Here is a 22,753-nt window from a genome sequence, read left to right as displayed (position 1 = left end):
GCTACAGCCAGCCGTATTCGGCCAGGGACAACGGCTCGCCATCGCCGACGATGAAGTGATCAAGCACGCGCACCTCGATCAGCGCCAGCGCCTCCTTGAGGCGCCCGGTGAGCACGCGATCGGCCTGGCTGGGCTCGGCCACTCCGGACGGATGGTTGTGCACCAGGATCGCCGCGGCCGCATTGTGCGCCAGCGCCCGCTTGACCACCTGACGCGGGTAGACGCTGGCGCCGTCGATGCTGCCGTGGAACAGCGCCTCGAACTCGATCACCCGGTGCTTGGCATCGAGAAACAGGCAGCCGAACACCTCGTGGGGCTCGTGGCGCAGGCGCGCCTTGAGGTAGTCGCGCACCGCCTGCGGGCTTTCCAGCGCCGACTCGCGCTTGAGCCGTTCGGCCAGGTGGCGCCGGCCCATCTCCAGCACCGCCTGCAGCTGCGCATACTTGGCCGGGCCCAGGCCCAGGCGCCGGCTGAAGCAGGCCAGGTCGGCCTCGAGCAGTGCGCGCAGGCTGCCGAAGTCCTGCAGCAGATGCCGGGCCAGATCCACCGCGCTCTGCCCGGTGACCCCGGTGCGCAGGAATATCGCCAGCAATTCGGCGTCGGTCAGGGCGGCCGCGCCCATCTCCAGCAGTTTCTCCCGCGGGCGTTCCGCCGCGGGCCAGTCGCGAATACTCATGACATCTCCCTGTCGAGCCGGCCCGCTGTTCCGGCGCGGGCCCTGTGCTATCTTAGCCCGGCTTTTTCGCGGCGTTTGCCTGGCAAATCGGCGGGCAGTAGCGACCTCGGCAGCTCCGCGGCGCACCCTGGCCGGCGCCTGGCCCTGGGGAGGGAACGCCAACGCCGCAGCACCCCCACACAACCCTACTGATCAAGGCAGGCCTATGCAGCGGCTTTATCGGAAACGCATTGTCCTCGGCGTCGGCGGCGGCATCGCCGCCTACAAGAGCGCCGAACTGGTGCGTCGCCTGCGCGACCAGGGCGCCGAAGTCCGCGTGGTGATGACCCGCGGCGGGCGCGAATTCATCACCCCGCTGACCCTGCAGGCGCTGTCCGGCCACCCGGTCAGCCTGGACCTGCTCGACCCGGCCGCCGAAGCCGCCATGGGCCATATCGAACTGGCCAAGTGGGCCGACCTGGTGCTGATCGCCCCGGCCACCGCCGACCTGATGGCGCGCCTGGCCCAGGGCGTGGCCGACGACCTGCTGACCACCCTGGTGCTGGCCACCGATGCCACCGTGGCCCTGGCCCCGGCGATGAACCAGGCCATGTGGCGCGACCCGGCCACCCAGGCCAATGCGCAACTGCTGGAAAGCCGCGGCCTGCGCCTGTTCGGCCCGGCTGCCGGCAGCCAGGCCTGCGGCGACGTCGGCCCCGGGCGCATGCTCGAAGCCGAGGAACTGGCCCAGCGCGCCGCCGACTGCTTCCAGCGCCACAGCCTGAGCGGCAAGCACGTGCTGATCACCGCCGGGCCGACCCAGGAAAACATCGACCCGGTGCGCTACATCACCAACCACAGCTCCGGCAAGATGGGCTTCGCCCTGGCCGAGGCCGCGGTCGAGGCCGGCGCCAAGGTCACCCTGATCAGCGGCCCGGTGCACCTGCCGACCCCGGACCGGGTCACCCGCATCGACGTGATCAGCGCCCGCGACATGCTCGCCGCCTGCGAGGCCGCGATGCCCTGCGACCTGCTGATCGCCTCCGCCGCGGTGGCCGACTACCGCCCGGAAGTGGTCGCCGCGCACAAAATGAAGAAAGACCCCAGCACCGGCGACGGCCTGCTCCTGCAGCTGGTGCGCAACCCGGATATCCTCGCCACGCTCGCCGGCCGGGAAGACCGCCCGTTCAGCGTCGGCTTCGCGGCAGAAACCGAGAACCTGCTCGGTTATGCGGCGCGCAAGCTGCAGGACAAGAACCTCGACCTGATCGTCGCCAACGACGTGGCCAACCCCAGCATCGGCTTCAACAGTGAAGAAAACGCCATCACCATCATCGACCGCGAGCTGCAGGCGACCAGTTTTGCCCAGACCAGCAAGGGCAAGATCGCCCGCCAGCTGGTGAGCTTCATCGCCGAGCGCCTGACCCGCGCCTGACCCACTTCCGACCGTTCACAGGGCCCGCCATGCACGCTTTGCAAGCCAAGATTCTCGACCCGCGCCTGGGCAGCGACTTCCCCCTGCCGCAGTACGCCACCCCCGGCTCGGCCGGCCTCGACCTGCGCGCCATGCTCCAGCAGGACACGGTGCTGGAACCCGGCCAGACCCTGCTGATCCCCAGCGGCCTGTCGATCTACATCGGCGACCCCGGCCTGGCCGCGCTGATCCTGCCGCGCTCGGGCCTGGGCCATAAGCACGGCATAGTGCTGGGGAACCTGGTCGGCCTGATCGACTCGGACTACCAGGGCGAGCTGATGGTGTCCTGCTGGAACCGCGGGCAGACACCATTCACCATCGCCGTTGGCGAGCGCATCGCCCAGCTGGTGCTGGTACCGGTGGTGCAGGCGCACTTCGAGCTGGTCGAGCAGTTCGACGAAAGCCAGCGCGGCGCCGGCGGCTTCGGCCATTCCGGCAGCCACTGACCCGCCACACCCGGACGAACCGCTCAGGAGACGCTGCGTGAAACTGTTCAAGCGCACAGCCAAGGATGACGCCAGCCCGTTCCCGCTCAGCCCCGCGGCGCCAGCCGCGGGCACCAGCCGCCAGGCCCTGCTGCCGGGGGCGCTGGTCGCCCTCGGCGGGCTGCTGGCTGCCGCCCTGTTGCTCTGGCTCAGCCTGAGCGGCAGCGACCGCCAGCAGCAACAGCAACTGGTCCAGGCCTGGGGCAGCAGCCAGGCCAGCGCCCTGCAGCACGCCCTGCAGCAGCTGCAGGCCGACACCCAGGCCGTCGCCGGCAATCCGGCGCTGCTCGAAGCCCTGCGCAGCGGCGACCGCAGCCTCATCGCCGCCGCCGAGCGCAGCCAGCAGCACTGGCAGGGCGTGGTCGACGTGCACCTCAATGCCCCGGGCAGGGCCAGCCTGGATATCGGCCGCAACGGACCGATGAACTTTGCCGCCCTGGACCTGCTGCGTCGCCTGGAGAATGGCCAGGTGCCGGCTGCCGAGGCCTACAAGATCGGCGAGCGCTGGCTGGTGTACAGCGCCGCGGCGCTGCGCAGCGCCGACCAGAGCCAGCTGCAGGGCACCCTGCTGCTGGTGGTCGACCTCGAGCGCCTGCTCAACAGCCTGCCCGCGCTGCCGGCCGGCATCGGCCAGATGCAGCTCAGCCAGCAGTTCGGCGACACCGCCGCCCAGCTGCTCAGCGTCCGTGGCGAGCCGACCGGCGAGAGCGCCCAGTCGTTCGCCAGCGGCAACCCGAACTGGCAACTCAGCTTCGCCCCGGGGCCGAACCTGCAGGCGCCGGCGCTGTCGCCCGCCCTGCTGGGCCTGGCCGCCCTGCTTGCCGCCGCCGGCGCCCTGTGCGGCCTGGTCCTGCTGCACAGCCAGCTGCAGAGCCGCCTGCGCAGCGACGTGCGCCAGCTCGGGCAGATGCTCCAGGAGCTGTCCAACGGCAAGTCGGTCAAAGCCTTCAGCCTGAGCCTGGCCGCTCTCGACGGCCTGGCCCAGACCCTGGCGCGCCTGCCGCGCCGCAAACAAGAAGCCTCGCCCGACGAGGCCGGCAGTCCACCCGCTACTGCCAAGGCGGAACTCGCGAACAAGCCGGCCCGCCCGGCCGAATCGCCGTTCCAAGACACCGATATCCTCGATATCGACATTCTCGACGAAGACCAGGACCTCCTGGGATTGGAGCAAACATCAATGGACAGTGCCCAGCAAACCCCACCGAAGCTGCCCGCCAGCATCTTCCGCGCCTACGACATCCGCGGCGTGGTTGGCGATACCCTGACCACCGAAGCGGCCTACTGGATCGGCCGCGCCATCGGCTCGGAAAGCCTGGCCAAGGGCGAGCCCTGCGTGGCCGTCGGCCGTGACGGCCGCCTGTCCGGCCCGCAACTGGTCCAGCAACTGATCCAGGGCCTGCTCGATTGCGGCTGCCAGGTCAGCGACGTCGGCATGGTGCCGACCCCCGCACTGTACTTCGCCACCCACGTGCTCAAGGGCAAGTCCGGGGTGATGCTCACCGGCAGCCACAACCCGCCGGACTACAACGGCTTCAAGATCGTCATCGCCGGCGATACCCAGGCCAACGAGCAGATCCAGGCACTGAAGGCCCGCATCGACAGCAACGACCTGGCCAGCGGCGTCGGCAGCGTCGAGCAGGTCGACATCCTGGCGCCCTACTTCAAGCAGATCGTCGGCGACATCGCCATCGCCAAACCGCTCAAGGTGGTGGTCGACTGCGGCAACGGCGTAGCCGGGGTGATCGCCCCGCAACTGATCGAGGCCCTCGGCTGCACGGTGATCCCGCTGTTCTGCGAGGTCGACGGCAACTTCCCCAACCACCACCCGGACCCGGGCAAGCCGGAAAACCTGGTCGACCTGATCGCCCGGGTCAAGGCCGAGGGTGCCGACCTGGGCCTGGCCTTCGACGGCGACGGCGACCGCGTCGGCGTGGTGACCAACGCCGGCAACATGGTCTTCCCCGACCGCCTGATGATGCTGTTCGCCAAGGACGTGGTGTCGCGCAATCCCGGCGCCGACATCATCTATGACGTCAAGTGCACCCGCCGCCTGGGCGCGCTGATCAGCGGCTACGGTGGCCGCCCGGTGATGTGGAAGACCGGCCACTCGCTGATCAAGAAGAAGATGAAGGAAACCGGCGCCCTGCTGGCCGGCGAGATGAGCGGGCACATCTTCTTCAAGGAGCGCTGGTTCGGCTTCGACGACGGCATCTACAGCGCCGCGCGCCTGCTGGAGATCCTCAGCCAGGAGAAGCGCAACGCGGAGCAGGTATTCGCCGCCTTCCCGGCGGACATCTCGACCCCGGAAATCAACATCACCGTCACCGACGAGAACAAGTTCCAGCTCATCGACCAGCTGCAAAGCGACGGTGTCTGGGGCGAGGCCAACCTGACCACCCTCGACGGCGTACGCGTCGACTACCCCAAGGGCTGGGGCCTGGTGCGCGCCTCCAACACTACGCCGGTGCTGGTGCTGCGCTTCGAAGCGGAAACCGATGCGGAACTGGAGCGGATCAAAGAAGTCTTCCGTGCCCAGCTCTACAGCGTCGCCCCCGACCTCAACCTGCCGTTCTGATCCCATCTGGAGCCCATTGCGCAATGACCCTCAACCGTGATGCCGCCACCCAAGTCGCCAAGGTCCTGTCCGAAGCGCTGCCCTATATCCGTCGCTTCGTCGGCAAGACCCTGGTGATCAAGTACGGCGGCAACGCCATGGAAAGCGAGGAGCTCAAGGAAGGCTTCGCCCGCGACATCGTGCTGATGAAGGCGGTCGGCATCAACCCGGTGGTGGTGCACGGCGGCGGCCCGCAGATCGGCGATCTGCTCAAGCGCCTGTCGATCGAGAGCCACTTCATCGATGGCATGCGCGTCACCGACGCGCAGACCATGGACGTGGTGGAGATGGTGCTCGGCGGCCAGGTCAACAAGGACATCGTCAACCTGATCAACCGCCATGGCGGCAGCGCCATCGGCCTGACCGGCAAGGATGCCGAGCTGATCCGCGCCAAGAAGCTGCAGGTCACCCGCCAGACGCCAGAAATGACCCAGCCGGAAATCATCGATATCGGCCATGTCGGCGAGGTGGTCGGGGTCAACACCGACCTGCTCAACATGCTGGTCAAGGGCGACTTCATTCCGGTGATCGCGCCGATCGGCGTGGGCGCCAATGGCGAGTCCTACAACATCAACGCCGACCTGGTCGCCGGCAAGGTCGCCGAGGCGCTGAAGGCCGAGAAGCTGATGCTGCTGACCAATATCGCCGGCCTGATGGACAAGCAGGGCGAGGTATTGACCGGCCTCTCCACCGAGCAGGTCGATGCGCTGATCGCCGACGGCACCATCTACGGCGGCATGCTGCCGAAGATCCGCTGCGCCCTGGAAGCCGTGCAAGGCGGCGTCACCAGCGCGCACATCATCGACGGCCGGGTGCCCAATGCGGTGCTGCTGGAAATCTTCACCGACAGCGGTGTCGGCACCCTGATCAGCAATAGCAAGTAAGCGGCGGAACTGCCGGCACGGCTGGTTCACACCTGCCGTGCCGGCGCTCAGCGCTGGCGCAACTCCAGCAGACGCGCCCGATCCGCGGCAAAGGCCGCCTCTTCGGCGGCCCGCCCCTCGCGGTAGCGCTGGATGTCCTTCTCCACCCCGGCCTGCTCGGTCTTCAGGTTCTCGATCTGCACCAGCAGATGCTCGGGCACCGCGCGCCCGGCCCGCTCGTGCTCGGCGGCCTTGGCCTGCAGGTTGTCCTGCTGGGTACGCAGGGACTGCAGGTTGCCCTGCGCCACACCGATCACCCCGTCCAGCTCGGCCAGCTTGCGATCGCGCGCGCGGTCGACATCGCCGACTTCGGAGTAGATGCGCAGCAGCTGGGCATCAGACTTGGCCTTGGCCTTCTCCTCGGCCAGGCGCTTGCGCTCCTCGGCACTCGGCGCCGGCGGCACCACGCGGACCACCCGGCCCTGCTCGTTGAGCACCTCATAGCCCTTGGCCACGGACTCGGGCGGCACGCCGAGGCGATTGACCACGGTCAGGCCGCGCTCATCGACATAGCGGTACATCTCCGCAGCCCCGGCCAGGATCGGCATCCCCAGGGCCAGGAACAACGTACAGCGCAGCGCAACCGGTTTGAGCATGAACAGAACACCCTGTGCAGGTAATGGAGGATGCTAGATGCCGTATTGCGCGCGGTACGCCTCGACCGCCGGCAGGTGTTGCTTCAGCTCGGCATCGCCGGCCAGATAATCCAGCACCTGCTCCAGCGAGACAATACTGACCACCGGCATGCCATAGTCGCGCTCGACCTCCTGGATCGCCGACAGCTCGCCCTGGCCGCGCTCCTGGCGGTTCAGCGCGATCAGCACGCCGGCCGCCTGGGCGCCCTGGGCTTGGATGATCTGCATCACTTCGCGGATCGCGGTACCGGCGGTGATCACGTCATCGACGATCATCACCCGGCCGGTGAGCGGCGCACCGACCAGGGTGCCGCCCTCGCCGTGGTCCTTGGCTTCCTTGCGGTTGAAGCACCAGGGCAGGTCGCGCTGATGCTGCTCGGCCAGGGCCACCGCGGTCGCCGCCGCCAGCGGGATGCCCTTGTAGGCCGGACCGAACAGCACATCGAAGTCGATGCCGCTGTCGACCAGCGCGGACGCATAGAAGCGCCCCAGCTTGGCCAGGGCCAGGCCGCTGTTGAACAGCCCGGCATTGAAGAAATAGGGGCTGGTACGCCCGGACTTGAGGGTGAACTCACCGAAACGCAGCACGCCGCGTTCGATGGCAAAACGGATGAATTCGCGCTGGTACGCCTGCATGAAAAGCCCCGAACGGCACGGTTGTAGCTATGAATTTGGCTAATTAGGAATGAGCTCAGGTATCATACACGCAGGTGTTTTTGGGGGCTATTTATGCGGATCATCAGTGTCAACGTGAATGGCATTCAGGGGGCGGTCGAGCGCGGCTTGCTCAGCTGGCTGCAGGCCCAGAATGCCGACGTGATCTGCCTGCAAGACACCCGTGCCTCCTCCGTCGAACTGGACGATCCGGCCTTCCAGCTGGATGGTTACTTCCTCTACGCAGCCGATGGCGAGATTCCCGAACAGGGTGGTGTCGCGCTGTACTCCCGCCTGCAACCGAAGGCGGTGATTCACGGCCTCGGTTTCGAGATGGCGGATCGTTACGGGCGCTACCTGCAGGCGGATTTCGACAAGGTCAGCATCGCCACCGTGCTGCTGCCTTCGGGCCAGGGCGGCGACGAGAGCCTCAACCAGAAGTTCAAGTTCATCGACGACTTCACTGGCTACCTGGACAAGCAACGGCGCAAGCGCCGCGAGTACATCTACTGCGGCTCGCTGTACGTGGCCCACCAGAAGCTCGACGTGAAGAACTGGCGCGACTGCCAGCAGATCCCCGGCTTCCTCGCCCCCGAGCGGGCCTGGCTGGACGAGGTGATCGGCACCATGGGCTACGTCGATGCACTGCGCGAAGTCAGCCGCGAGGGCGACCAGTTCAGCTGGTGGCCGGACAACGAGCAGGCGGAAATGCTCAACCTCGGCTATCGCTTCGACTACCAGCTGCTCACCCCCGGCATGCGCCGCACCGTGCGCAGCGCCAGGCTGCCGCGCCAGCCGCGCTTCTCCCAGCACGCACCGCTGATCGTCGACTACGACTGGCTGCTTAGCGTCTAAGCAGTCCGTTCCACGCCCTAGCCGGCGGCCCCGCCGCGCAACGCACCCCAGGCCTTGCCGGCCACACCGACCACGCCCAGCACCAGCGCCCCCACCAGCACGCCGAACAGCGCATCGATCAGGGTCGGTGCCAGCATGGCCAGCACGCCACCCGCGGCCGGCACAGTGCCGATGGCCTCGACCCAGTGCTGGATCAGCTCGTGGGCACCGGGAATGCCGTGGGTGAGAATGCCCCCGCCGACCATGAACATCGCCGCCGTACCGACCACCGACAGCGCCTTCATCAGCCAGGGCGCCAGCCACAGGATGCCGCGGCCGACGGCCTGGGCCAGGGCGCTGGCGCGCCGGCTGAGGTAGAGCCCGGCATCGTCCAGCTTGACGATTCCGGCGACCAGGCCGTACACCCCGACGGTCATCAGCAGGGCGATGCCGGACAACACCGTGACCTGCTGCAGGAACGGCTGGCTGGCCACCACGCCGAGGGTGATGGCGATGATTTCCGCCGACAGCACGAAGTCGGTGCGCACCGCGCCCTTGATCTTGTCCTTCTCGAAGGCCTGCATGTCCACCGCCGGATCGACCAGCGCCTGTACATGGGCGGCATGCTGGCCGCGATCCTCGGCCTGGCTGTGGAGGAACTTGTGCGCCAGCTTCTCGAAGCCCTCGAAACACAGGAAGGCGCCGCCGAGCATCAGCAACGGCGTCACCGCCCAGGGCGCGAAGGCGCTGATCAGCAGCGCGGCTGGCACCAGGATCAGCTTGTTGATCAGCGAACCGCGGGCCACCGCCCAGACCACCGGCAACTCGCGGTCGGCCTTGACCCCGGTGACCTGCTGGGCGTTCAACGCCAGGTCATCGCCGAGCACGCCGGCGGTCTTCTTCGCCGCCACCTTGGTCATCACCGAGACATCGTCCAGCACGCTGGCGATGTCATCGAGCAGGGCTAACAGATTGGCTCCAGCCACGTCAGGCTTCCTTACTTAACAGGGGATGAAACGACCGGCCCCGAACGGGGCCGGCAGAATGGGGGTCACTTGATCAGGCGCAGGCACAGCGGATAGCGGTAGGCCTGGCCTTCATTGGCCTTGATCCCGGCGATGATGGTCAGCACCAGGGCGGTCACCCCGACCAGCAGCATCAGTGGGAAGCCGATCAGCACCCAGGCCAGCACGCCGCAGACCATCATGGCGATACTGTAGGTGATCTGGAAGTTCAGCGCCTCGCGGCCCTGCTGGTCGACGAAGGGATCCAGGTCCTTCTTCAGCTGCCAGACCACCAGGGGACCGATGACATTGCCGATCATCGGCGCGACGACCCAGAAGAAGGCCGCGTAGTGGCACAGCATCGCCCATTGGCGGGCCTGCGCGCTTGGCGTGGGCACCAGGTTCTGCTCGTCCATGCTCATCCTCCGCGTCGTCGCGCCTGTCGGTTCAGTCGGCCAGGGCAGCCAGCTGCAGCTCGAACAGCTCGCGCATGCCCTGCTGGGCCAGGGCCAGCATGGCGTTCAGCTCTTCCGGCTGGAACGGTGCGCCTTCGGCGGTGCCCTGCACCTCGATGAAGCCACCGGCGCTGGTCATCACCACGTTGAGATCGGTCTCGGCGGCGGAGTCTTCCAGGTAATCCAGGTCCAGCACCGGCTCGCCCTGGTACATGCCCACCGAGACCGCGGCGACCATCTGCTTGAGCGGCTCACCCTTCAGCCCGCCGCGCTTCTTCAGCAGTTTCAGGGCATCGACCAGGGCCACCATGGCGCCGGTGATGGAGGCGGTGCGGGTACCGCCGTCGGCCTGGATCACATCGCAGTCGATGAAGATGGTGTTCTCGCCCAGCTTGCTCATGTCCAGCGCGGCGCGCAGCGAACGACCGATCAGGCGCTGGATTTCCAGGGTCCGCCCGCCCTGCTTGCCACGGCTGGCCTCGCGCGCGTTACGCTCGCCGGTGGCGCGCGGCAGCATGCCGTACTCGGCGGTCAGCCAGCCCTGACCCTGGCCCTTGAGGAAACGCGGCACGCCGGACTCGACGCTGGCGGTGCAGATCACCTTGGTATCGCCGAACTCGACCAGTACCGAACCCTCGGCATGCTTGGTGTAGTTGCGGGTAATGCGTACGGAGCGCAACTGGGAGGGAGCACGGCCACTGGGACGTTTCATCTGCGTATACCTGATAAGGAGCGGGGAATCTGCCGGCATTATAGGGCGCCCACCGGCCATGCGACATGCCCGATTGGGCCGGCGGTCGCACTGCGTTACAATCCCGCGCCCCAGTTTCCGATCCGAGAGGTTTTCCCATGGTGCACAGCATGACCGCCTTCGCCCGCGTCGAAGGGGCCGGCGCCCACGGCACCCTGAGCTGGGAACTGCGCTCGGTCAACCACCGCTACCTGGAACCGCACCTGCGCCTGCCGGATGCCTTCCGCGACCTCGAAGGCGCGGTGCGCGAGGCCCTGCGTCAGGGGTTGTCGCGCGGCAAGGTGGAATGCACCCTGCGCTTCGCAGAGGAAAACACCGGTAAGCGCCTGCAGGTCGACAGCCAGCGCGCCCGGCAGCTGATCAGCGCCGCCGAGGAAGTGGCCGCCCTGATCCAGCAGCCGGCGCCGCTCAACCCCCTGGAAGTGCTGGCCTGGCCCGGCGTGCTGGTGGCCGACGCGGCCGACCCGCAGGCGCTGAATGCCGCCGCCCTCGACCTGTTCAACCAGGCCCTGACCGAGCTGAAGAACGGCCGCGGCCGCGAAGGCGCCGAGCTGGCCAAGCTGCTCAATGAGCGCCTGGATGCCATCGGCGCCGAAGTCGTCGCCCTGCGCGAGCTGGTGCCGCAGATGCTGGCCAACCAGCGGCAGAAGATCGAAGCGCGCTTTGCCGAGATGCAGGCCGAGCTGGACCCGCAGCGCCTGGAGCAGGAGCTGGTGCTGCTGGCGCAGAAGAGCGACGTGGCCGAGGAGCTCGACCGCCTGAGCACCCATGTGGCCGAAGTGCGCCGCGTGCTCAAGGCCGGCGGCGCCGCCGGCCGGCGCCTGGACTTCCTCATGCAGGAACTCAACCGCGAGGCCAACACCCTCGGCTCCAAGGCCTTCGACCCGCGCAGCACCCAGGCCGCAGTCAATTTGAAAGTCCTGATCGAGCAGATGCGCGAACAGGTGCAGAACATCGAGTAAGCCCCTGCTAGGCTACGAACAACGTTTTCAGGATGCATCCATGACCGTTACCACCGGCACCCTCTACATCGTTTCCGCGCCCTCCGGCGCCGGCAAGACCAGCCTGGTCAAGGCGCTGATCGACAGCGAGGCGCAGATCCGCGTCTCCGTCTCGCACACCACCCGCGCCATGCGCCCGGGCGAGGTGGACGGGGTCAACTATCACTTCGTCAGCCGCGAACAGTTCGTCGCCATGCTCGAGCACAGCGATTTCCTCGAGCACGCCCAGGTCTTCGACAACCTCTACGGCACCTCGCAGAAGTGGGTCGAGCAGACCCTCGCCGAAGGCTACGACCTGATCCTCGAGATCGACTGGCAGGGCGCCCAGCAGGTGCGCCGGCTGATGCCGCAGGCCAAGTCCATCTTTATCCTGCCGCCCACGCAAGAGGCGTTACGCCATCGCCTGACCAACCGCGGCCAGGACAGCGGCGAGATCATCGAGCGGCGCATGCACGAGGCGGTCAGCGAGATGAGCCACTATGTCGAGTACGACTACATCCTGATCAACGACGACTTCGCCCATGCGCTGGCCGACCTGAAGGCGATCTTCCGTGCCAATCAGCTGCTCCAGCACGTCCAGCAGCAGCGCCACGCCGGCCTGCTCAGCGAACTGCTGGTCTGAGCGGGGAAATCAGTGCTTCCCTTAATGCTGGTGATTTTTTAGACTATTCAGTCCGCTCGCCCATCCGGGCCCAGCTCTTTATTCGCATTTGCTACGAGGAACACCATGGCCCGCGTTACCGTTGAAGATTGCCTGGACAACGTCGATAACCGCTTCGAGCTGGTCATGCTCGCCACCAAGCGCTCGCGTCAGCTGGCCACCGGCGGCAAGGAGCCGAAAGTGGCGTGGGAAAACGACAAGCCGACCGTAGTCGCCCTGCGCGAAATCGCCGCCGGCCTGGTCGACTATGACGTGATCGCCCAGGACGACCTGGTCGAGGAAGAGCCGTTCTTCGCCCCCCTCGAGGACGAGGCCAACGAGCCTCTGTAAAGCCATGGGTCGAAGTCGCGCGACTCGCAGTCAGCCAGTGCGGCAGGGGGTGCCACCTTGCCGAGCATAGACACACTCGCCGAACGCCTTTCGACCTACCTCGGCCCGGACCAGGTCAACTTGGTCCGCCGCGCCTACTTCTACGCCGAGCAGGCCCACGACGGCCAGCGTCGCCGCAGCGGCGAAGCCTACGTCACCCATCCGCTCGCCGTCGCCAGCATTCTCGCCGACATGCACATGGACCATCAGAGCCTGATGGCCGCCATGCTGCACGACGTGATCGAGGACACTGGCATCGCCAAGGAAGCCCTCACCTCGCAGTTCGGCGAGACGGTTTCCGAACTGGTCGACGGGGTCAGCAAGCTGACCCAGATGAACTTCGAGACCAAGGCCGAGGCCCAGGCCGAGAACTTCCAGAAGATGGCCATGGCCATGGCCCGCGACATCCGCGTGATCCTGGTCAAGCTGGCCGACCGCCTGCACAACATGCGCACCCTGGAAGTGCTGGCCGGCGAGAAGCGCCGGCGCATTGCCAAGGAAACCCTGGAAATCTACGCGCCCATCGCCAACCGCCTGGGCATGCACAGCATGCGCGTGGAATTCGAGGACCTCGGCTTCAAGGCCATGTACCCGATGCGTTCCGAGCGCATCCGCGCGGCGGTCAAGCGCGCCCGCGGCAACCGCAAGGAAATCGTCAACAAGATCGAGGAATCGATCACCGCCTGCCTGCAGCGCGAAGGCATGCAGGGCGAGGTGATCGGCCGCGAGAAGCACCTGTACAGCATCTACAAGAAGATGCGCGGCAAGCGCCGGGCGTTCAACGAGATCATGGACGTCTACGCCTTCCGCATCGTGGTCGACAAGGTCGACACCTGCTACCGCGTGCTCGGCGCCGTGCACAACTTGTATAAACCCTTGCCCGGGCGCTTCAAGGACTACATCGCGATCCCCAAGGCCAACGGCTATCAGTCGCTGCACACCACCCTGTTCGGCATGCACGGCGTGCCGATCGAGATCCAGATCCGCACCCGCGAGATGGAAGAGCTGGCCAACAACGGCATCGCCGCCCACTGGCTGTACAAATCCGCCGAGGACGAGCAGCCCAAGGGCAGCCACGCCCGCGCACGGCAGTGGGTCAAGGGCATCCTCGAACTGCAGCAGCGCGCCGGCAACTCGCTGGAATTCATCGAGAGCGTGAAGATCGACCTGTTCCCGGACGAGGTCTACGTGTTCACGCCCAAGGGCCGCATCATGGAGCTGCCAAAAGGCTCCACCGCGGTCGACTTCGCCTACGCGGTGCACACCGACGTCGGCAACAGCTGCATCGCCTGCCGCATCAACCGCCGCCTGGCGCCGCTGTCGCAGGCCCTGGAAAGCGGCTCGACGGTGGAAATCGTCACCGCCCCGGGCGCGCGGCCGAACCCGGCCTGGCTCAACTTCGTGGTCACCGGCAAGGCACGCACCCATATCCGCCACGCGCTCAAGCTGCAACGCCGCTCGGAGTCGATCAACCTCGGCGAGCGCCTGCTGAACAAGGTGCTCACCGGCTTCGCCAGCCACCTGGACAAGGTGCCGGCCGAGCGGGTGCAGGCGGTGCTCGGCGAATACCGCCTGGAAGTCATCGAAGACCTGCTGGAAGACATCGGTCTGGGCAACCGCATGGCCTACGTGGTGGCGCGGCGCCTGCTCAGCGAAGGCGGCGACCAGCTGCCCAGCGCCGAAGGCCCGCTGGCCATCCGCGGCACCGAGGGCCTGGTGCTGAGCTACGCCAAGTGCTGCACGCCGATCCCCGGCGACCCGATCGTCGGCCACCTGTCCGCCGGCAAGGGCATGGTGGTGCACCTGGACAGCTGCAAGAACATCAGCGAGATCCGCCACAACCCGGAAAAGTGCATCCAGCTCAACTGGGCCAAGGATGTCGCCGGCGAATTCAACGTCGAGCTGCGCGTCGAGCTGGAGCACCAGCGCGGCCTGATCGCCCTGCTGGCCAGCAGCGTGAATGCCGCCGACGGCAACATCGAGAAGATCAGCATGGACGAGCGCGATGGCCGCATCAGCGTGGTCCAGCTGGTGGTCAGCGTGCACGACCGCGTGCACCTGGCCCGCGTGATCAAGAAACTGCGCGCCCTGACCGGCGTGATCCGCATCACCCGCATGCGCGCCTGACCCCTTTGCCTCGCGGCAGCCCTGCCGCGCAATCCCCTCAATAACAAGGAACTTCCCATGAGCAAGAGCGTGATCAGCAGCGACAAGGCCCCGGCCGCCATCGGCACCTACTCCCAGGCGATCAAGGCCGGCAACACCGTGTACCTGTCCGGGCAGATCCCCCTGGACCCGGCGACCATGGAGCTGGTGCAGGGCTTCGAGGAACAGACCGTGCAGGTGTTCGAGAACCTAAAGGCGGTGATCGAAGCCGCCGGCGGCAGCTTCAAGGATCTGGTCAAGCTGAACATCTTCCTCACCGACCTCAGCCACTTCGCCAAGGTCAACGAAGTCATGGGCCGCTACTTCGAGCAGCCCTACCCGGCGCGTGCCGCCATCGGCGTGGCGGCCCTGCCGCGCGGCGCCCTGGTGGAAATGGACGGCATCCTGGTCCTCGGCTGACCCATCCGGCCGGAGGCCACCCGTCATGCGTCGACTGTTCGCCCTCGCCCTGTGCTGCGGCCTGCTCGGCGGCTGTGCCGGCCCCGGCAGCCCGGACGGCATCTGGATCAACCAGCCGCTGATCGAGGCGGCCCGCGAAGGCGGGCCGCTGCGCGAGGCGCTGCTGGCCTACGGGCCGAATCTGGAGTGGCAGATCGACAGCCAGCGCGGCCTGGCCACCTACAGCAACGGCTTCGAACTGGGTGAAGGGCAGCTGACGGCGCAGCAGCCCGGCCAGTGGCGGGTCGACTATCACGGCGACGTGCACGAACAGCTCAGCCTGCGCGACGACGAGCTGGTCCAGCAAGCCAACAGCAACGGCCCCGAGCAGCGCTTCAGCAAGCCGCAGCAGCCCGCCGCAGCCGACGCGCCGCCGGGCAGCAGCTTCGAGGCGGCACTGTATGACGCCTACCTCGGCGGCACCTGGAAGATCCGCGAAGGCCTCGGCCAGGGCGGCCTGGTGCTGTTCCACGCCGACGGCCGCATCGAGGGCCTGCCGGGCGCCGAGCGCTATGCCCTGTGCCTGGCCGGCGACTGCGCGTCGATGAGCGGCGAGCACGACAGCCTGTGGCTGCAACTCGGCCAACAGGGGCGCTCGTGGATCTTCCAGCGCGACGGCGAGCAGCTGCGCATCCTCGAGGCGCTCAACCGCGCCCAGCTGGACGAAATGCCCGAGCTGCATCCCGGGCGCCAGGCCTGGCTGCTGGAACGCGACTGATCCGCCGCACTCCAATGCTTTTGCCCCGTGGAGTCTCCCCCATGCGCCTGATTCTGCTGTGCTGCCTGCTCCTCAGCCTGAGCGCCCAGGCCGAACAACGCCACTACGACAGCAGCGGCCGCTACCTGGGCCGCACCGATGACGACGGGCGTGCCTATGACAGCAGTGGCCGCTACGTCGGACGCACCGACGCGGACGGCCGGCATTACGACGCGGCGGGGCGCTACAGCGGGCGCGACGATGAAGACGGCCGGCGCTATGACGCCAGCGGCCGCTACAGCGGGCGCCAGGACAGCGACGGGCGCATCTATGACAGTGCCGGGCGCTACCAGGGCCGCGAAGACGACGATGGCCGGCGCTACGACGACAGCGGCCGCTACAACGGACGCAGCGACGACTGATCGGCTGCCAGCAACGCCGCATAACCCTCGCGATAGCTCGGGTAGTGCGGCGCCCAGCCGAGTGCCCGCGCCCGCGCATTGCTGCAGCGCTTGCTGCCGGAGCGGCGCAGCGCGGACTCCTCGGCCCAGTGACTGACGCCCAGCTGCTCGCGCAACCAGCCGACCACCTCGTGCAGCGGCGCCGGCGCGTCATCCACGCCGATATAGCAGTCGGCCAGCGCCACCCCGCGGGCATCGGCCTGCAGCAGGAAGGCCAGCAGCCCGGCGGCATCGTCGGCATGGATGCGGTTGCCGTACAGCGGCGGCTCGCTGACTGCGCGATAGCCCTGGCGCACCTGGTTGAGCAGCCACGCGCGCCCCGGGCCGTAGATGCCGGTCAGGCGCACCAGGGTCGCCGGCAGCCCGCCGTGCAGCGCCAGCTGCTCGGCCTCGCGCATGATCCGGGCGGAGTAACCGGGCGCCTCGGCGGGGGAATCCTCGTCGATCCATTCGCCGCCCTGCTGGCCGTACACGCCACTGCTGGAGACGAACAGCAGGCGCCGCGGGCGCTGGCCGGCGGCGGCCAGCCAGGCCAGCACATGGCGCAGGCCATCGACATAGGCGGCGCGGTAGCCGGCCTCGTCGTGCTGGGCCGGCGTCGCGCAATACACTAGGTAGTCCAGCTGCCCCTGCGGCCAGGCCGCCGGCGGGCTGTCGGCCTGCAGGTCGCCGGGCACCGGCAGCACGCCGGCCGGCAGGCGTGCGACATCGCGCCGCAAACCGTAAACCGTCCAGTCGGCCACAATAAGACGTTGGGCCAGGCGGCCACCGACATCACCGCAACCGGCGATCAGCAGAGAGGGGGAGGCAGGCATGCTCAACTCCACGAAACAGGGCGTCCAGCCTAGCGCCAGCGGCCCCGGCGGCCAAGCGCCGGGAGATGTAAATGCGAATTACTCTTTTGTTAACAAGAATTACTTGCAATAATGCCGGCACTTTTGCTCCACCGCGCCCCTGCGCCGGTGGCCGCCAACGCTCTTTTTCTTCTTCAGGTCCGGCCAGCATGAACCCATTCAGCCAACCCGCCCACTCCGCCACCACCGCGCCAATGCTGCTGCGCCGGCTCGCCCTGGCCCTGTTCGGCCTGCTGCTGCCGGTTGTCGGCTACGCCGAAGAAGCGCCCGCCGCGCCGGCACCGACCGCCCTGCAGAGCGTCCCGGCCACCGCCACCACCGCCGGCCAGCCCGGCCAGCCCGGCCTCACGACCGCGACCCCGGCCGCCAGCGCCGACCCCAGGCTGAACGCCCTGCGCGAGAAGATCGCCACCCTCGGCGAGCAGGCCAGCGCCGAGCAGATCGGCGCGGTGCAGCGGCAGTTCATGCAGGACAACGGCATCGCCGAGGCCGATGCCCAGCAGCTGGTCGCCGCCCTGCAGGCGCTGGATGCCATGGGCCAGGAGCTGGCGGCCGAGGAAGAGGCCATCCACGACCTGTCGCCCTGGGGCATGTACCAGAACGCCGACGTGGTGGTGAAGGCGGTGATGATCGGCCTGATGCTGGCCTCGGTGCTGACCTGGACCATCTGGATCGCCAAGAGCCTCGAACTGGTCACCGCCCGCCGTCGCCTGCAGCGCGAACTGCTCGACCTGAAAAGCGCGCGCAACCTGCTCCAGGCCGCCGAACAGGCCCGCGCCCAGCACAGCTTCAGCGCCCTGCTGATCGACGACGCCCGCGAGGAACTGAAGCTCTCCGCCGGCAGCAAGGAGAAGGACGGCATCAAGGAGCGCGTCAGCTTCCGCCTCGAGCGCCTGGTCGCCGCCTGCGGCCGCGAGATGAGCAAGGGCACCGGCGTGCTCGCCACCATCGGTTCCACCGCGCCCTTCGTCGGCCTGTTCGGCACCGTGTGGGGCATCATGAACAGCTTCATCGGCATCGCCAAATCGCAGACCACCAACCTTGCCGTGGTCGCCCCGGGCATCGCCGAAGCCCTGCTGGCCACCGCCCTGGGCCTGGTCGCGGCGATCCCGGCGGTGATCATCTACAACGTCTTCGCCCGCTCCATCGCCAGCTACAAGGCGCAGGTCGCCGATGCCTCGGCCCAGGTGCTGCTGCTGGTCAGCCGCGACCTCGACCTGCCGGCCGTGCCCGAGCGCAGCGCGCAACCGCACATGGTCAAGGCGGTCTGAAGCCATGGGCCTGCATCTGAACGAAGGTGGCGACGATCTCCAGGAAAGCCATGAGATCAACGTCACCCCCTTTATCGACGTGATGCTGGTGCTGCTGATCATCTTCATGGTCGCCGCGCCGCTGGCCACCGTCGACGTGAAGGTCGACCTACCGGCCTCCACGGCCAAACCGGCGCCGCGCCCGGACAAGCCGATCTACCTGAGCATCAAGGCGGACAGCAGCCTGTTCCTCGACAACCAGCAGGTCGCAGCGGCCCAGCTCGGCAGCGCCCTGGACCGGCTGACCCAGGCCGACAAGGACAAGACCATCTTCGTGCGTGGCGACAAGGGCGTGGACTACGCCGAGCTGATGGCCGTGATGGACAACCTGCGTGGCGCCGGCTACCTGAAGATCGGCCTGGTCGGCCTGGAAACGGTCGGCGGCCAATGAGCAGCAGCCTGCGCAAGCTGCCGCTGTGGGGCGTCAGCCTGATCGTCGTGCTCGCCCTGCACCTCGGCCTGTTCCTCTGGGCCCTGTACTGGCGCCCGGCGGCCATGCCGCTGGCAGTGCCGCCGGCGGCCATGCTGATCGAGCTGGAGCCGCTGGCCGCCGCGCCCAAGCCGGCCCCGCCGCCACCGCCGCAGGTCCAGCCGCAGGAACCGGAGCCGCAGCCCAAGCTGGTCGAGGCGCCGAAGCCGAAGCTGGCCATCGCCCCGCCGAAACCCCAGCCCAAGCCACGCCCGCCCAAGCCGGTGGAGCCCAAGCCGCAGCTCACGCCAGCCGACAACCCGCCGCAGGACACCCCGCCGGCGCCGGTGGCCGCCGCCGATGCCAAGCCGGCCGCGCCGCAACAGGCCACCGTGAGCGCGCCGAGCAAGGCCGAGCTCAGCTGGCAGAGCAAGCTGCTCAGCCACCTGAGCCGCTACAAGCGCTACCCCGACGACGCCCGCCGTCGCGGCTTCGAGGGGGTCAATCGCCTGCGCTTCGTGGTCGACGGCCGCGGCAAGGTGCTCTCCTATGCCCTGGCGGGCCGCTCCGGCAGCGCCTCGCTGGACCGCGCCACCCTGGAGATGATCCGCCGCGCCCAGCCGTTGCCGCCACCGCCGCCCGAGATGCTGCAGAACGGCCAGCTGGAGATCGTCGCGCCCTTCGTCTACTCCCTCGATCGCCGCTAAGAACCTGCGCACGCTCCCTTGTAGGGTGGATCGCGCTCCATCGATCCACCGAGCGGCGCCAGGGTGGATGAGAAAAGCGTCATCCACCCTACGGGCCGATCCCTCCTGCCCGCAGGAGTAGCGCGAGCAGTTGGTTCCATTGAATACAGCCGCTATGCTTGGGCGCATCTCAATGGATTCAGACTATGACCCTCACCGAACTGCGCTACATCGTCACCCTCGCCCAGGAACAGCATTTCGGCCGGGCCGCCGAGCGCTGCCATGTCAGCCAGCCGACCCTGTCGGTGGGGGTGAAGAAGCTCGAGGACGAGCTCGGCGTGCTGATCTTCGAGCGCAGCAAGAGCGCGGTGCGCCTGACCCCGGTCGGCGAAGGCATCGTCACCCAGGCGCAGAAGGTGCTGGAGCAGGCCCAGGGCATCCGCGAGCTGGCCCAGGCCGGCAAGAACCAGCTGACCGCGCCGCTGAAGATCGGCGCCATCTACACGGTCGGCCCTTACCTGTTCCCCCACCTGATCCCCCAGCTGCACCGGGTCGCCCCGGACATGCCGCTGTACATCGAGGAAAACTTCACCCACGTGCTGCGCGACAAGCTGCGCACCGGCGAGCTGGACGCGATCATCATCGCCCTGCCGTTCCAGGAAGCCGACGTGCTGACCAAGGCGCTGTACGACGAGCCGTTCTACGTGCTGATGCCGGCCGGCCACCCCTGGACCGCCAAGGAACACATCGACGCCAGCCTGCTCAACGACAAGAGCCTGCTGCTGCTCGGCGAGGGCCACTGCTTCCGCGACCAGGTGCTGGAAGCCTGCCCGGCCACGCGCAAGACCGAAGAGAACAAGCACACCACCATCGAGTCCAGCTCGCTGGAAACCATCCGCCACATGGTCGCCTCGGGCCTGGGCATCTCGATCCTGCCGTTCTCCGCGGTGGACAGCCACCACTACGCCCCCGGCGTGATCGAAGTGCGTCCGCTGACCCCGCCGGTGCCCTTCCGCACCGTGGCCATCGCCTGGCGCGCCAGCTTCCCGCGGCCGAAGGCCATCGAGCTGCTCGCCGACTCGATCCGCCTGTGCTCGGTGGCCGCGCGTCCGCAAGGTCAAGCCCTGCCGGCATGACCGAACTGGCCCAGGTACCGGTCACCGCGCTCAAGGGAGTGGGCGCGGCGCTGGCGGAAAAACTCGCCAGGGTCGGCCTGGAATCCCTGCAGGACGTGCTGTTCCACCTGCCCCTGCGCTACCAGGACCGCACCCGCGTGGTGCCGATCGGCGCCCTGCGCCCCGGCCAGGACGCGGTGATCGAAGGCGTGGTGGCCGGCGCCGATATCGTCATGGGCAAGCGGCGCAGCCTGCTGGTGCGCCTGCAGGACGGCAGCGGCACCCTCAGCCTGCGCTTCTACCACTTCAGCCAGGCGCAGAAGGACGGTCTCAAGCGCGGCACCCATGTGCGCTGCTACGGCGAGGCGCGCCCCGGCGCCTCCGGCCTGGAGATCTACCACCCGGAATACCGCGCCCTCGGCGCCGACGAAGTGGCGCCGGTGGAGCAGACCCTGACGCCGATCTACCCGACCACCGAAGGCCTCACCCAGCAGCGCCTGCGCAGCCTCAGCCAGCTGGCCCTGGCCCGCCTCGGCCCGCACAGCCTGCCGGACTGGCTGCCGGCCGAGCTGGCCCGCGACTACCGCCTCGGCCCGCTGGACCAGGCGATCCGCTACCTGCACCGGCCGCCGCCGGATGCCGACCTGGAAGAACTGGCCGAGGGCCGCCACTGGGCCCAGCACCGCCTGGCCTTCGAGGAACTGCTGACCCACCAGCTGTCGCTGCAGCGCCTGCGCGAGCAGGTGCGTGCCCAGCAGGCACCGCGCCTGCCGCTGGCCAGGCGCCTGCCGCAGCTGTTCCTGCAGAACCTCGGCTTCGCCCCCACCGGCGCGCAGCAGCGGGTCGGCGCGGAGATCGCCTACGACCTGAGCCAGGACGAACCGATGCTGCGCCTGGTGCAGGGCGACGTCGGCGCCGGCAAGACCGTGGTCGCCGCCCTGGCCGCCCTGCAGGCCCTGGAAGCCGGCTACCAGGTGGCGCTGATGGCGCCCACCGAGATCCTCGCCGAGCAGCACTTCCTCAACTTCTCGCGCTGGCTGGCGCCGCTGGGCATCGAGGTCGCCTGGCTGGCCGGTAAGCTCAAGGGCAAGGCCCGCGCCGCCGCCCTGGAGCAGATCGCCGCGGGTGCGCCGATGGTGGTCGGCACCCACGCGCTGTTCCAGGACGAGGTGCGCTTTCAAAAACTCGCGCTAGTGGTCATCGACGAGCAGCACCGCTTCGGCGTGCAGCAGCGCCTGGCGCTGCGGCAGAAGGGCATCGACGGCCGCCTGTGCCCGCACCAGCTGATCATGACCGCCACGCCGATCCCGCGGACCCTGGCGATGAGCGCCTACGCCGACCTGGACACCTCGATCCTCGACGAGCTGCCGCCCGGGCGCACCCCGGTAAACACCCTGGTGATCGCCGACAGCCGCCGCCTCGAGGTGGTCGAGCGGGTGCGCAGCGCCTGCCGTGAAGGGCGCCAGGCCTACTGGGTATGCACGCTGATCGAGGAATCCGAGGAACTCACCTGCCAGGCCGCCGAGACCAGCTTCGAGGAGCTGTCCAGTGCGCTCGGCGAGCTGCGCGTGGGCCTGATCCACGGGCGCATGAAGCCAGCCGAGAAGGCCGCGGTGATGGATGAGTTCAAGCGCGGCGAGCTGCAATTGCTGGTCGCCACCACGGTGATCGAAGTCGGCGTCGACGTGCCCAACGCCAGCCTGATGATCATCGAGAACCCCGAGCGCCTGGGCCTGGCCCAGCTGCACCAGCTGCGCGGCCGGGTCGGCCGCGGCAGCGCGGCCAGCCACTGCGTGCTGCTCTACCACGCGCCGCTGTCGCAGCTGGGCCGTGCCCGCCTGGGCATCATGCGCGAGACCTGCGACGGCTTCGTCATCGCCGAGAAGGACCTGGAACTGCGCGGCCCCGGCGAGATGCTCGGCACCCGCCAGACCGGCCTGCTGCAGTTCAAGGTGGCCGACCTGATGCGCGACGCCGACCTGCTGCCGGCCGTGCGCGACGCCGCGCAGAGCCTGCTGCAGCACTGGCCGCAGCACGTCAGCCCGCTGCTCGAGCGCTGGCTGCGGCATGGCCAGCAGTATGGCCAAGTGTGAGCCAATCGA

At 68.1% G+C, this 22,753-nt stretch carries 24 protein-coding genes; 17 read left to right on the top strand and 7 right to left on the bottom strand.

Annotated features, from left to right (window positions below; translation table 11 throughout):
* Position 1 precedes the first annotated feature (1 nt).
* Complete coding sequence (gene radC, locus F3I62_RS03070) at positions 2-676, bottom strand: DNA repair protein RadC (RefSeq protein WP_160077803.1); 675 nt, start codon at positions 674-676, stop codon at positions 2-4.
* Positions 677-881: 205 nt separating this feature from the next.
* Here radC and coaBC point away from each other — a divergent pair, with 205 nt between their 5' ends.
* The 4 genes from coaBC (at position 882) to argB (ending at position 6,112) form a co-directional block, all read left to right on the top strand.
* A complete protein-coding gene (coaBC, locus tag F3I62_RS03065) occupies positions 882-2,090 on the top strand; it encodes a bifunctional phosphopantothenoylcysteine decarboxylase/phosphopantothenate--cysteine ligase CoaBC (RefSeq protein ID WP_160488204.1) in 1,209 nt (402 codons plus the stop codon).
* Between the two features lie 29 nt (positions 2,091-2,119).
* Positions 2,120-2,575 carry a dUTP diphosphatase gene (dut, locus tag F3I62_RS03060; RefSeq protein ID WP_160488203.1) on the top strand — a complete coding sequence of 152 codons (456 nt, stop codon included), beginning with the start codon at positions 2,120-2,122 and terminating at the stop codon, positions 2,573-2,575.
* Positions 2,576-3,791: 1,216 nt separating this feature from the next.
* Positions 3,792-5,189 carry a phosphomannomutase/phosphoglucomutase gene (gene algC / locus F3I62_RS20210; protein ID WP_218572731.1) on the top strand — a complete coding sequence of 466 codons (1,398 nt, stop codon included), beginning with the start codon at positions 3,792-3,794 and terminating at the stop codon, positions 5,187-5,189.
* A 23-nt stretch (positions 5,190-5,212) separates the two neighbouring features.
* Complete coding sequence (argB, locus tag F3I62_RS03050) at positions 5,213-6,112, top strand: acetylglutamate kinase (RefSeq protein WP_160488201.1); 900 nt, start codon at positions 5,213-5,215, stop codon at positions 6,110-6,112.
* Between the two features lie 47 nt (positions 6,113-6,159).
* On the opposite strand, the gene F3I62_RS03045 is transcribed toward argB, so the two are convergent.
* Both F3I62_RS03045 and pyrE read right to left on the bottom strand, forming a co-directional pair.
* Positions 6,160-6,747, bottom strand: a complete 588-nt coding sequence (locus F3I62_RS03045) for a DUF4124 domain-containing protein (RefSeq protein WP_160488200.1) — start codon at positions 6,745-6,747, stop codon at positions 6,160-6,162.
* 33 nt (positions 6,748-6,780) lie between these two features.
* Positions 6,781-7,422: an orotate phosphoribosyltransferase gene (gene pyrE, locus F3I62_RS03040; protein WP_160488199.1), complete on the bottom strand. Its 642-nt coding sequence runs from the start codon at positions 7,420-7,422 to the stop codon at positions 6,781-6,783.
* A 93-nt stretch (positions 7,423-7,515) separates the two neighbouring features.
* Between pyrE and F3I62_RS03035 the strand changes: the two genes are divergently transcribed.
* The gene (locus tag F3I62_RS03035) at positions 7,516-8,295 is read left to right on the top strand and encodes an exodeoxyribonuclease III (RefSeq protein WP_160488198.1); all 780 of its coding nucleotides are present in this window, start codon (positions 7,516-7,518) and stop codon (positions 8,293-8,295) included.
* 17 nt (positions 8,296-8,312) lie between these two features.
* Here F3I62_RS03035 and F3I62_RS03030 read toward each other — a convergent pair whose 3' ends face one another.
* The 3 genes from F3I62_RS03030 to rph form a co-directional block, all read right to left on the bottom strand.
* Positions 8,313-9,260 carry a DUF808 domain-containing protein gene (locus F3I62_RS03030; protein ID WP_160488197.1) on the bottom strand — a complete coding sequence of 316 codons (948 nt, stop codon included), beginning with the start codon at positions 9,258-9,260 and terminating at the stop codon, positions 8,313-8,315.
* A 65-nt stretch (positions 9,261-9,325) separates the two neighbouring features.
* A complete protein-coding gene (locus F3I62_RS03025; protein WP_160488196.1) occupies positions 9,326-9,694 on the bottom strand; it encodes a DUF4870 domain-containing protein in 369 nt (122 codons plus the stop codon).
* A gap of 31 nt (positions 9,695-9,725) precedes the next feature.
* Positions 9,726-10,445, bottom strand: coding sequence for a ribonuclease PH (gene rph / locus F3I62_RS03020; RefSeq protein WP_160488195.1), 720 nt, complete (start codon positions 10,443-10,445; stop codon positions 9,726-9,728).
* A gap of 137 nt (positions 10,446-10,582) precedes the next feature.
* Here rph and F3I62_RS03015 point away from each other — a divergent pair, with 137 nt between their 5' ends.
* The 7 genes from F3I62_RS03015 to F3I62_RS02985 all read left to right on the top strand — a co-directional run bounded on the left by F3I62_RS03015 (position 10,583) and on the right by F3I62_RS02985 (position 16,238).
* A complete protein-coding gene (locus tag F3I62_RS03015) occupies positions 10,583-11,446 on the top strand; it encodes a YicC/YloC family endoribonuclease (RefSeq protein ID WP_160488194.1) in 864 nt (287 codons plus the stop codon).
* Between the two features lie 40 nt (positions 11,447-11,486).
* Positions 11,487-12,107, top strand: coding sequence for a guanylate kinase (gene gmk / locus F3I62_RS03010; protein ID WP_160077781.1), 621 nt, complete (start codon positions 11,487-11,489; stop codon positions 12,105-12,107).
* A gap of 105 nt (positions 12,108-12,212) precedes the next feature.
* The gene (rpoZ, locus tag F3I62_RS03005; RefSeq protein WP_160077779.1) at positions 12,213-12,476 is read left to right on the top strand and encodes a DNA-directed RNA polymerase subunit omega; all 264 of its coding nucleotides are present in this window, start codon (positions 12,213-12,215) and stop codon (positions 12,474-12,476) included.
* 57 nt (positions 12,477-12,533) lie between these two features.
* Positions 12,534-14,642: a bifunctional GTP diphosphokinase/guanosine-3',5'-bis pyrophosphate 3'-pyrophosphohydrolase gene (gene spoT / locus F3I62_RS03000; RefSeq protein ID WP_160488193.1), complete on the top strand. Its 2,109-nt coding sequence runs from the start codon at positions 12,534-12,536 to the stop codon at positions 14,640-14,642.
* Positions 14,643-14,699: 57 nt separating this feature from the next.
* The gene (locus F3I62_RS02995; protein WP_160488192.1) at positions 14,700-15,080 is read left to right on the top strand and encodes a RidA family protein; all 381 of its coding nucleotides are present in this window, start codon (positions 14,700-14,702) and stop codon (positions 15,078-15,080) included.
* Positions 15,081-15,105: 25 nt separating this feature from the next.
* Complete coding sequence (locus F3I62_RS02990; RefSeq protein ID WP_160488191.1) at positions 15,106-15,837, top strand: hypothetical protein; 732 nt, start codon at positions 15,106-15,108, stop codon at positions 15,835-15,837.
* Between the two features lie 41 nt (positions 15,838-15,878).
* On the top strand, positions 15,879-16,238 hold the full coding sequence (locus F3I62_RS02985; protein WP_218572687.1) for a hypothetical protein: 360 nt from the start codon (positions 15,879-15,881) through the stop codon (positions 16,236-16,238).
* Here the strand turns inward: F3I62_RS02985 and F3I62_RS02980 are convergent.
* On the bottom strand, positions 16,214-17,092 hold the full coding sequence (locus tag F3I62_RS02980; RefSeq protein WP_160488189.1) for an NAD-dependent epimerase/dehydratase family protein: 879 nt from the start codon (positions 17,090-17,092) through the stop codon (positions 16,214-16,216). The genes F3I62_RS02985 and F3I62_RS02980 overlap by 25 nt on opposite strands.
* A gap of 188 nt (positions 17,093-17,280) precedes the next feature.
* Here F3I62_RS02980 and exbB point away from each other — a divergent pair, with 188 nt between their 5' ends.
* The 5 genes from exbB (at position 17,281) to recG (ending at position 22,744) form a co-directional block, all read left to right on the top strand.
* The gene (exbB, locus tag F3I62_RS02975) at positions 17,281-18,402 is read left to right on the top strand and encodes a tonB-system energizer ExbB (RefSeq protein ID WP_160488188.1); all 1,122 of its coding nucleotides are present in this window, start codon (positions 17,281-17,283) and stop codon (positions 18,400-18,402) included.
* Between the two features lie 4 nt (positions 18,403-18,406).
* Positions 18,407-18,832 (top strand): TonB system transport protein ExbD, encoded by a 426-nt coding sequence (gene exbD / locus F3I62_RS02970; RefSeq protein ID WP_160488187.1) that lies wholly within the window; start codon positions 18,407-18,409, stop codon positions 18,830-18,832.
* Entirely contained in the window at positions 18,829-19,557 is a 729-nt protein-coding gene (locus F3I62_RS02965) for an energy transducer TonB (protein ID WP_160488186.1), read from the top strand. The genes exbD and F3I62_RS02965 overlap by 4 nt, the downstream gene beginning before the upstream one ends.
* Positions 19,558-19,742: 185 nt before the next feature.
* The gene (locus tag F3I62_RS02960; RefSeq protein WP_160488185.1) at positions 19,743-20,672 is read left to right on the top strand and encodes a hydrogen peroxide-inducible genes activator; all 930 of its coding nucleotides are present in this window, start codon (positions 19,743-19,745) and stop codon (positions 20,670-20,672) included.
* Positions 20,669-22,744 carry an ATP-dependent DNA helicase RecG gene (gene recG / locus F3I62_RS02955; protein ID WP_160488184.1) on the top strand — a complete coding sequence of 692 codons (2,076 nt, stop codon included), beginning with the start codon at positions 20,669-20,671 and terminating at the stop codon, positions 22,742-22,744. Before F3I62_RS02960 ends, recG begins: the two co-directional genes overlap by 4 nt.
* Positions 22,745-22,753: the final 9 nt, after the last annotated feature.

Source organism: Pseudomonas sp. R-28-1W-6, assembly GCF_009799925.1.
In the GTDB taxonomy this organism is placed as follows: Bacteria; Pseudomonadota; Gammaproteobacteria; order Pseudomonadales; family Pseudomonadaceae; genus Aquipseudomonas.
Note: the sequence above shows the minus strand (reverse complement) of the source record. Positions and strands in the feature narration are given on the sequence as shown.

Coding starts and splice junctions, on each gene's coding strand:
- radC (WP_160077803.1), bottom strand. CDS start 676: ATGAGTATTCGCGACTGGCCCGCGGCGGAACGCCCGCGGGAGAAACTG.
- coaBC (WP_160488204.1), top strand. CDS start 882: ATGCAGCGGCTTTATCGGAAACGCATTGTCCTCGGCGTCGGCGGCGGC.
- dut (WP_160488203.1), top strand. CDS start 2,120: ATGCACGCTTTGCAAGCCAAGATTCTCGACCCGCGCCTGGGCAGCGAC.
- algC (WP_218572731.1), top strand. CDS start 3,792: ATGGACAGTGCCCAGCAAACCCCACCGAAGCTGCCCGCCAGCATCTTC.
- argB (WP_160488201.1), top strand. CDS start 5,213: ATGACCCTCAACCGTGATGCCGCCACCCAAGTCGCCAAGGTCCTGTCC.
- F3I62_RS03045 (WP_160488200.1), bottom strand. CDS start 6,747: ATGCTCAAACCGGTTGCGCTGCGCTGTACGTTGTTCCTGGCCCTGGGG.
- pyrE (WP_160488199.1), bottom strand. CDS start 7,422: ATGCAGGCGTACCAGCGCGAATTCATCCGTTTTGCCATCGAACGCGGC.
- F3I62_RS03035 (WP_160488198.1), top strand. CDS start 7,516: ATGCGGATCATCAGTGTCAACGTGAATGGCATTCAGGGGGCGGTCGAG.
- F3I62_RS03025 (WP_160488196.1), bottom strand. CDS start 9,694: ATGGACGAGCAGAACCTGGTGCCCACGCCAAGCGCGCAGGCCCGCCAA.
- rph (WP_160488195.1), bottom strand. CDS start 10,445: ATGAAACGTCCCAGTGGCCGTGCTCCCTCCCAGTTGCGCTCCGTACGC.
- F3I62_RS03015 (WP_160488194.1), top strand. CDS start 10,583: ATGGTGCACAGCATGACCGCCTTCGCCCGCGTCGAAGGGGCCGGCGCC.
- gmk (WP_160077781.1), top strand. CDS start 11,487: ATGACCGTTACCACCGGCACCCTCTACATCGTTTCCGCGCCCTCCGGC.
- rpoZ (WP_160077779.1), top strand. CDS start 12,213: ATGGCCCGCGTTACCGTTGAAGATTGCCTGGACAACGTCGATAACCGC.
- F3I62_RS02995 (WP_160488192.1), top strand. CDS start 14,700: ATGAGCAAGAGCGTGATCAGCAGCGACAAGGCCCCGGCCGCCATCGGC.
- F3I62_RS02990 (WP_160488191.1), top strand. CDS start 15,106: ATGCGTCGACTGTTCGCCCTCGCCCTGTGCTGCGGCCTGCTCGGCGGC.
- F3I62_RS02985 (WP_218572687.1), top strand. CDS start 15,879: ATGCGCCTGATTCTGCTGTGCTGCCTGCTCCTCAGCCTGAGCGCCCAG.
- F3I62_RS02980 (WP_160488189.1), bottom strand. CDS start 17,092: ATGCCTGCCTCCCCCTCTCTGCTGATCGCCGGTTGCGGTGATGTCGGT.
- exbB (WP_160488188.1), top strand. CDS start 17,281: ATGAACCCATTCAGCCAACCCGCCCACTCCGCCACCACCGCGCCAATG.
- exbD (WP_160488187.1), top strand. CDS start 18,407: ATGGGCCTGCATCTGAACGAAGGTGGCGACGATCTCCAGGAAAGCCAT.
- F3I62_RS02965 (WP_160488186.1), top strand. CDS start 18,829: ATGAGCAGCAGCCTGCGCAAGCTGCCGCTGTGGGGCGTCAGCCTGATC.
- F3I62_RS02960 (WP_160488185.1), top strand. CDS start 19,743: ATGACCCTCACCGAACTGCGCTACATCGTCACCCTCGCCCAGGAACAG.
- recG (WP_160488184.1), top strand. CDS start 20,669: ATGACCGAACTGGCCCAGGTACCGGTCACCGCGCTCAAGGGAGTGGGC.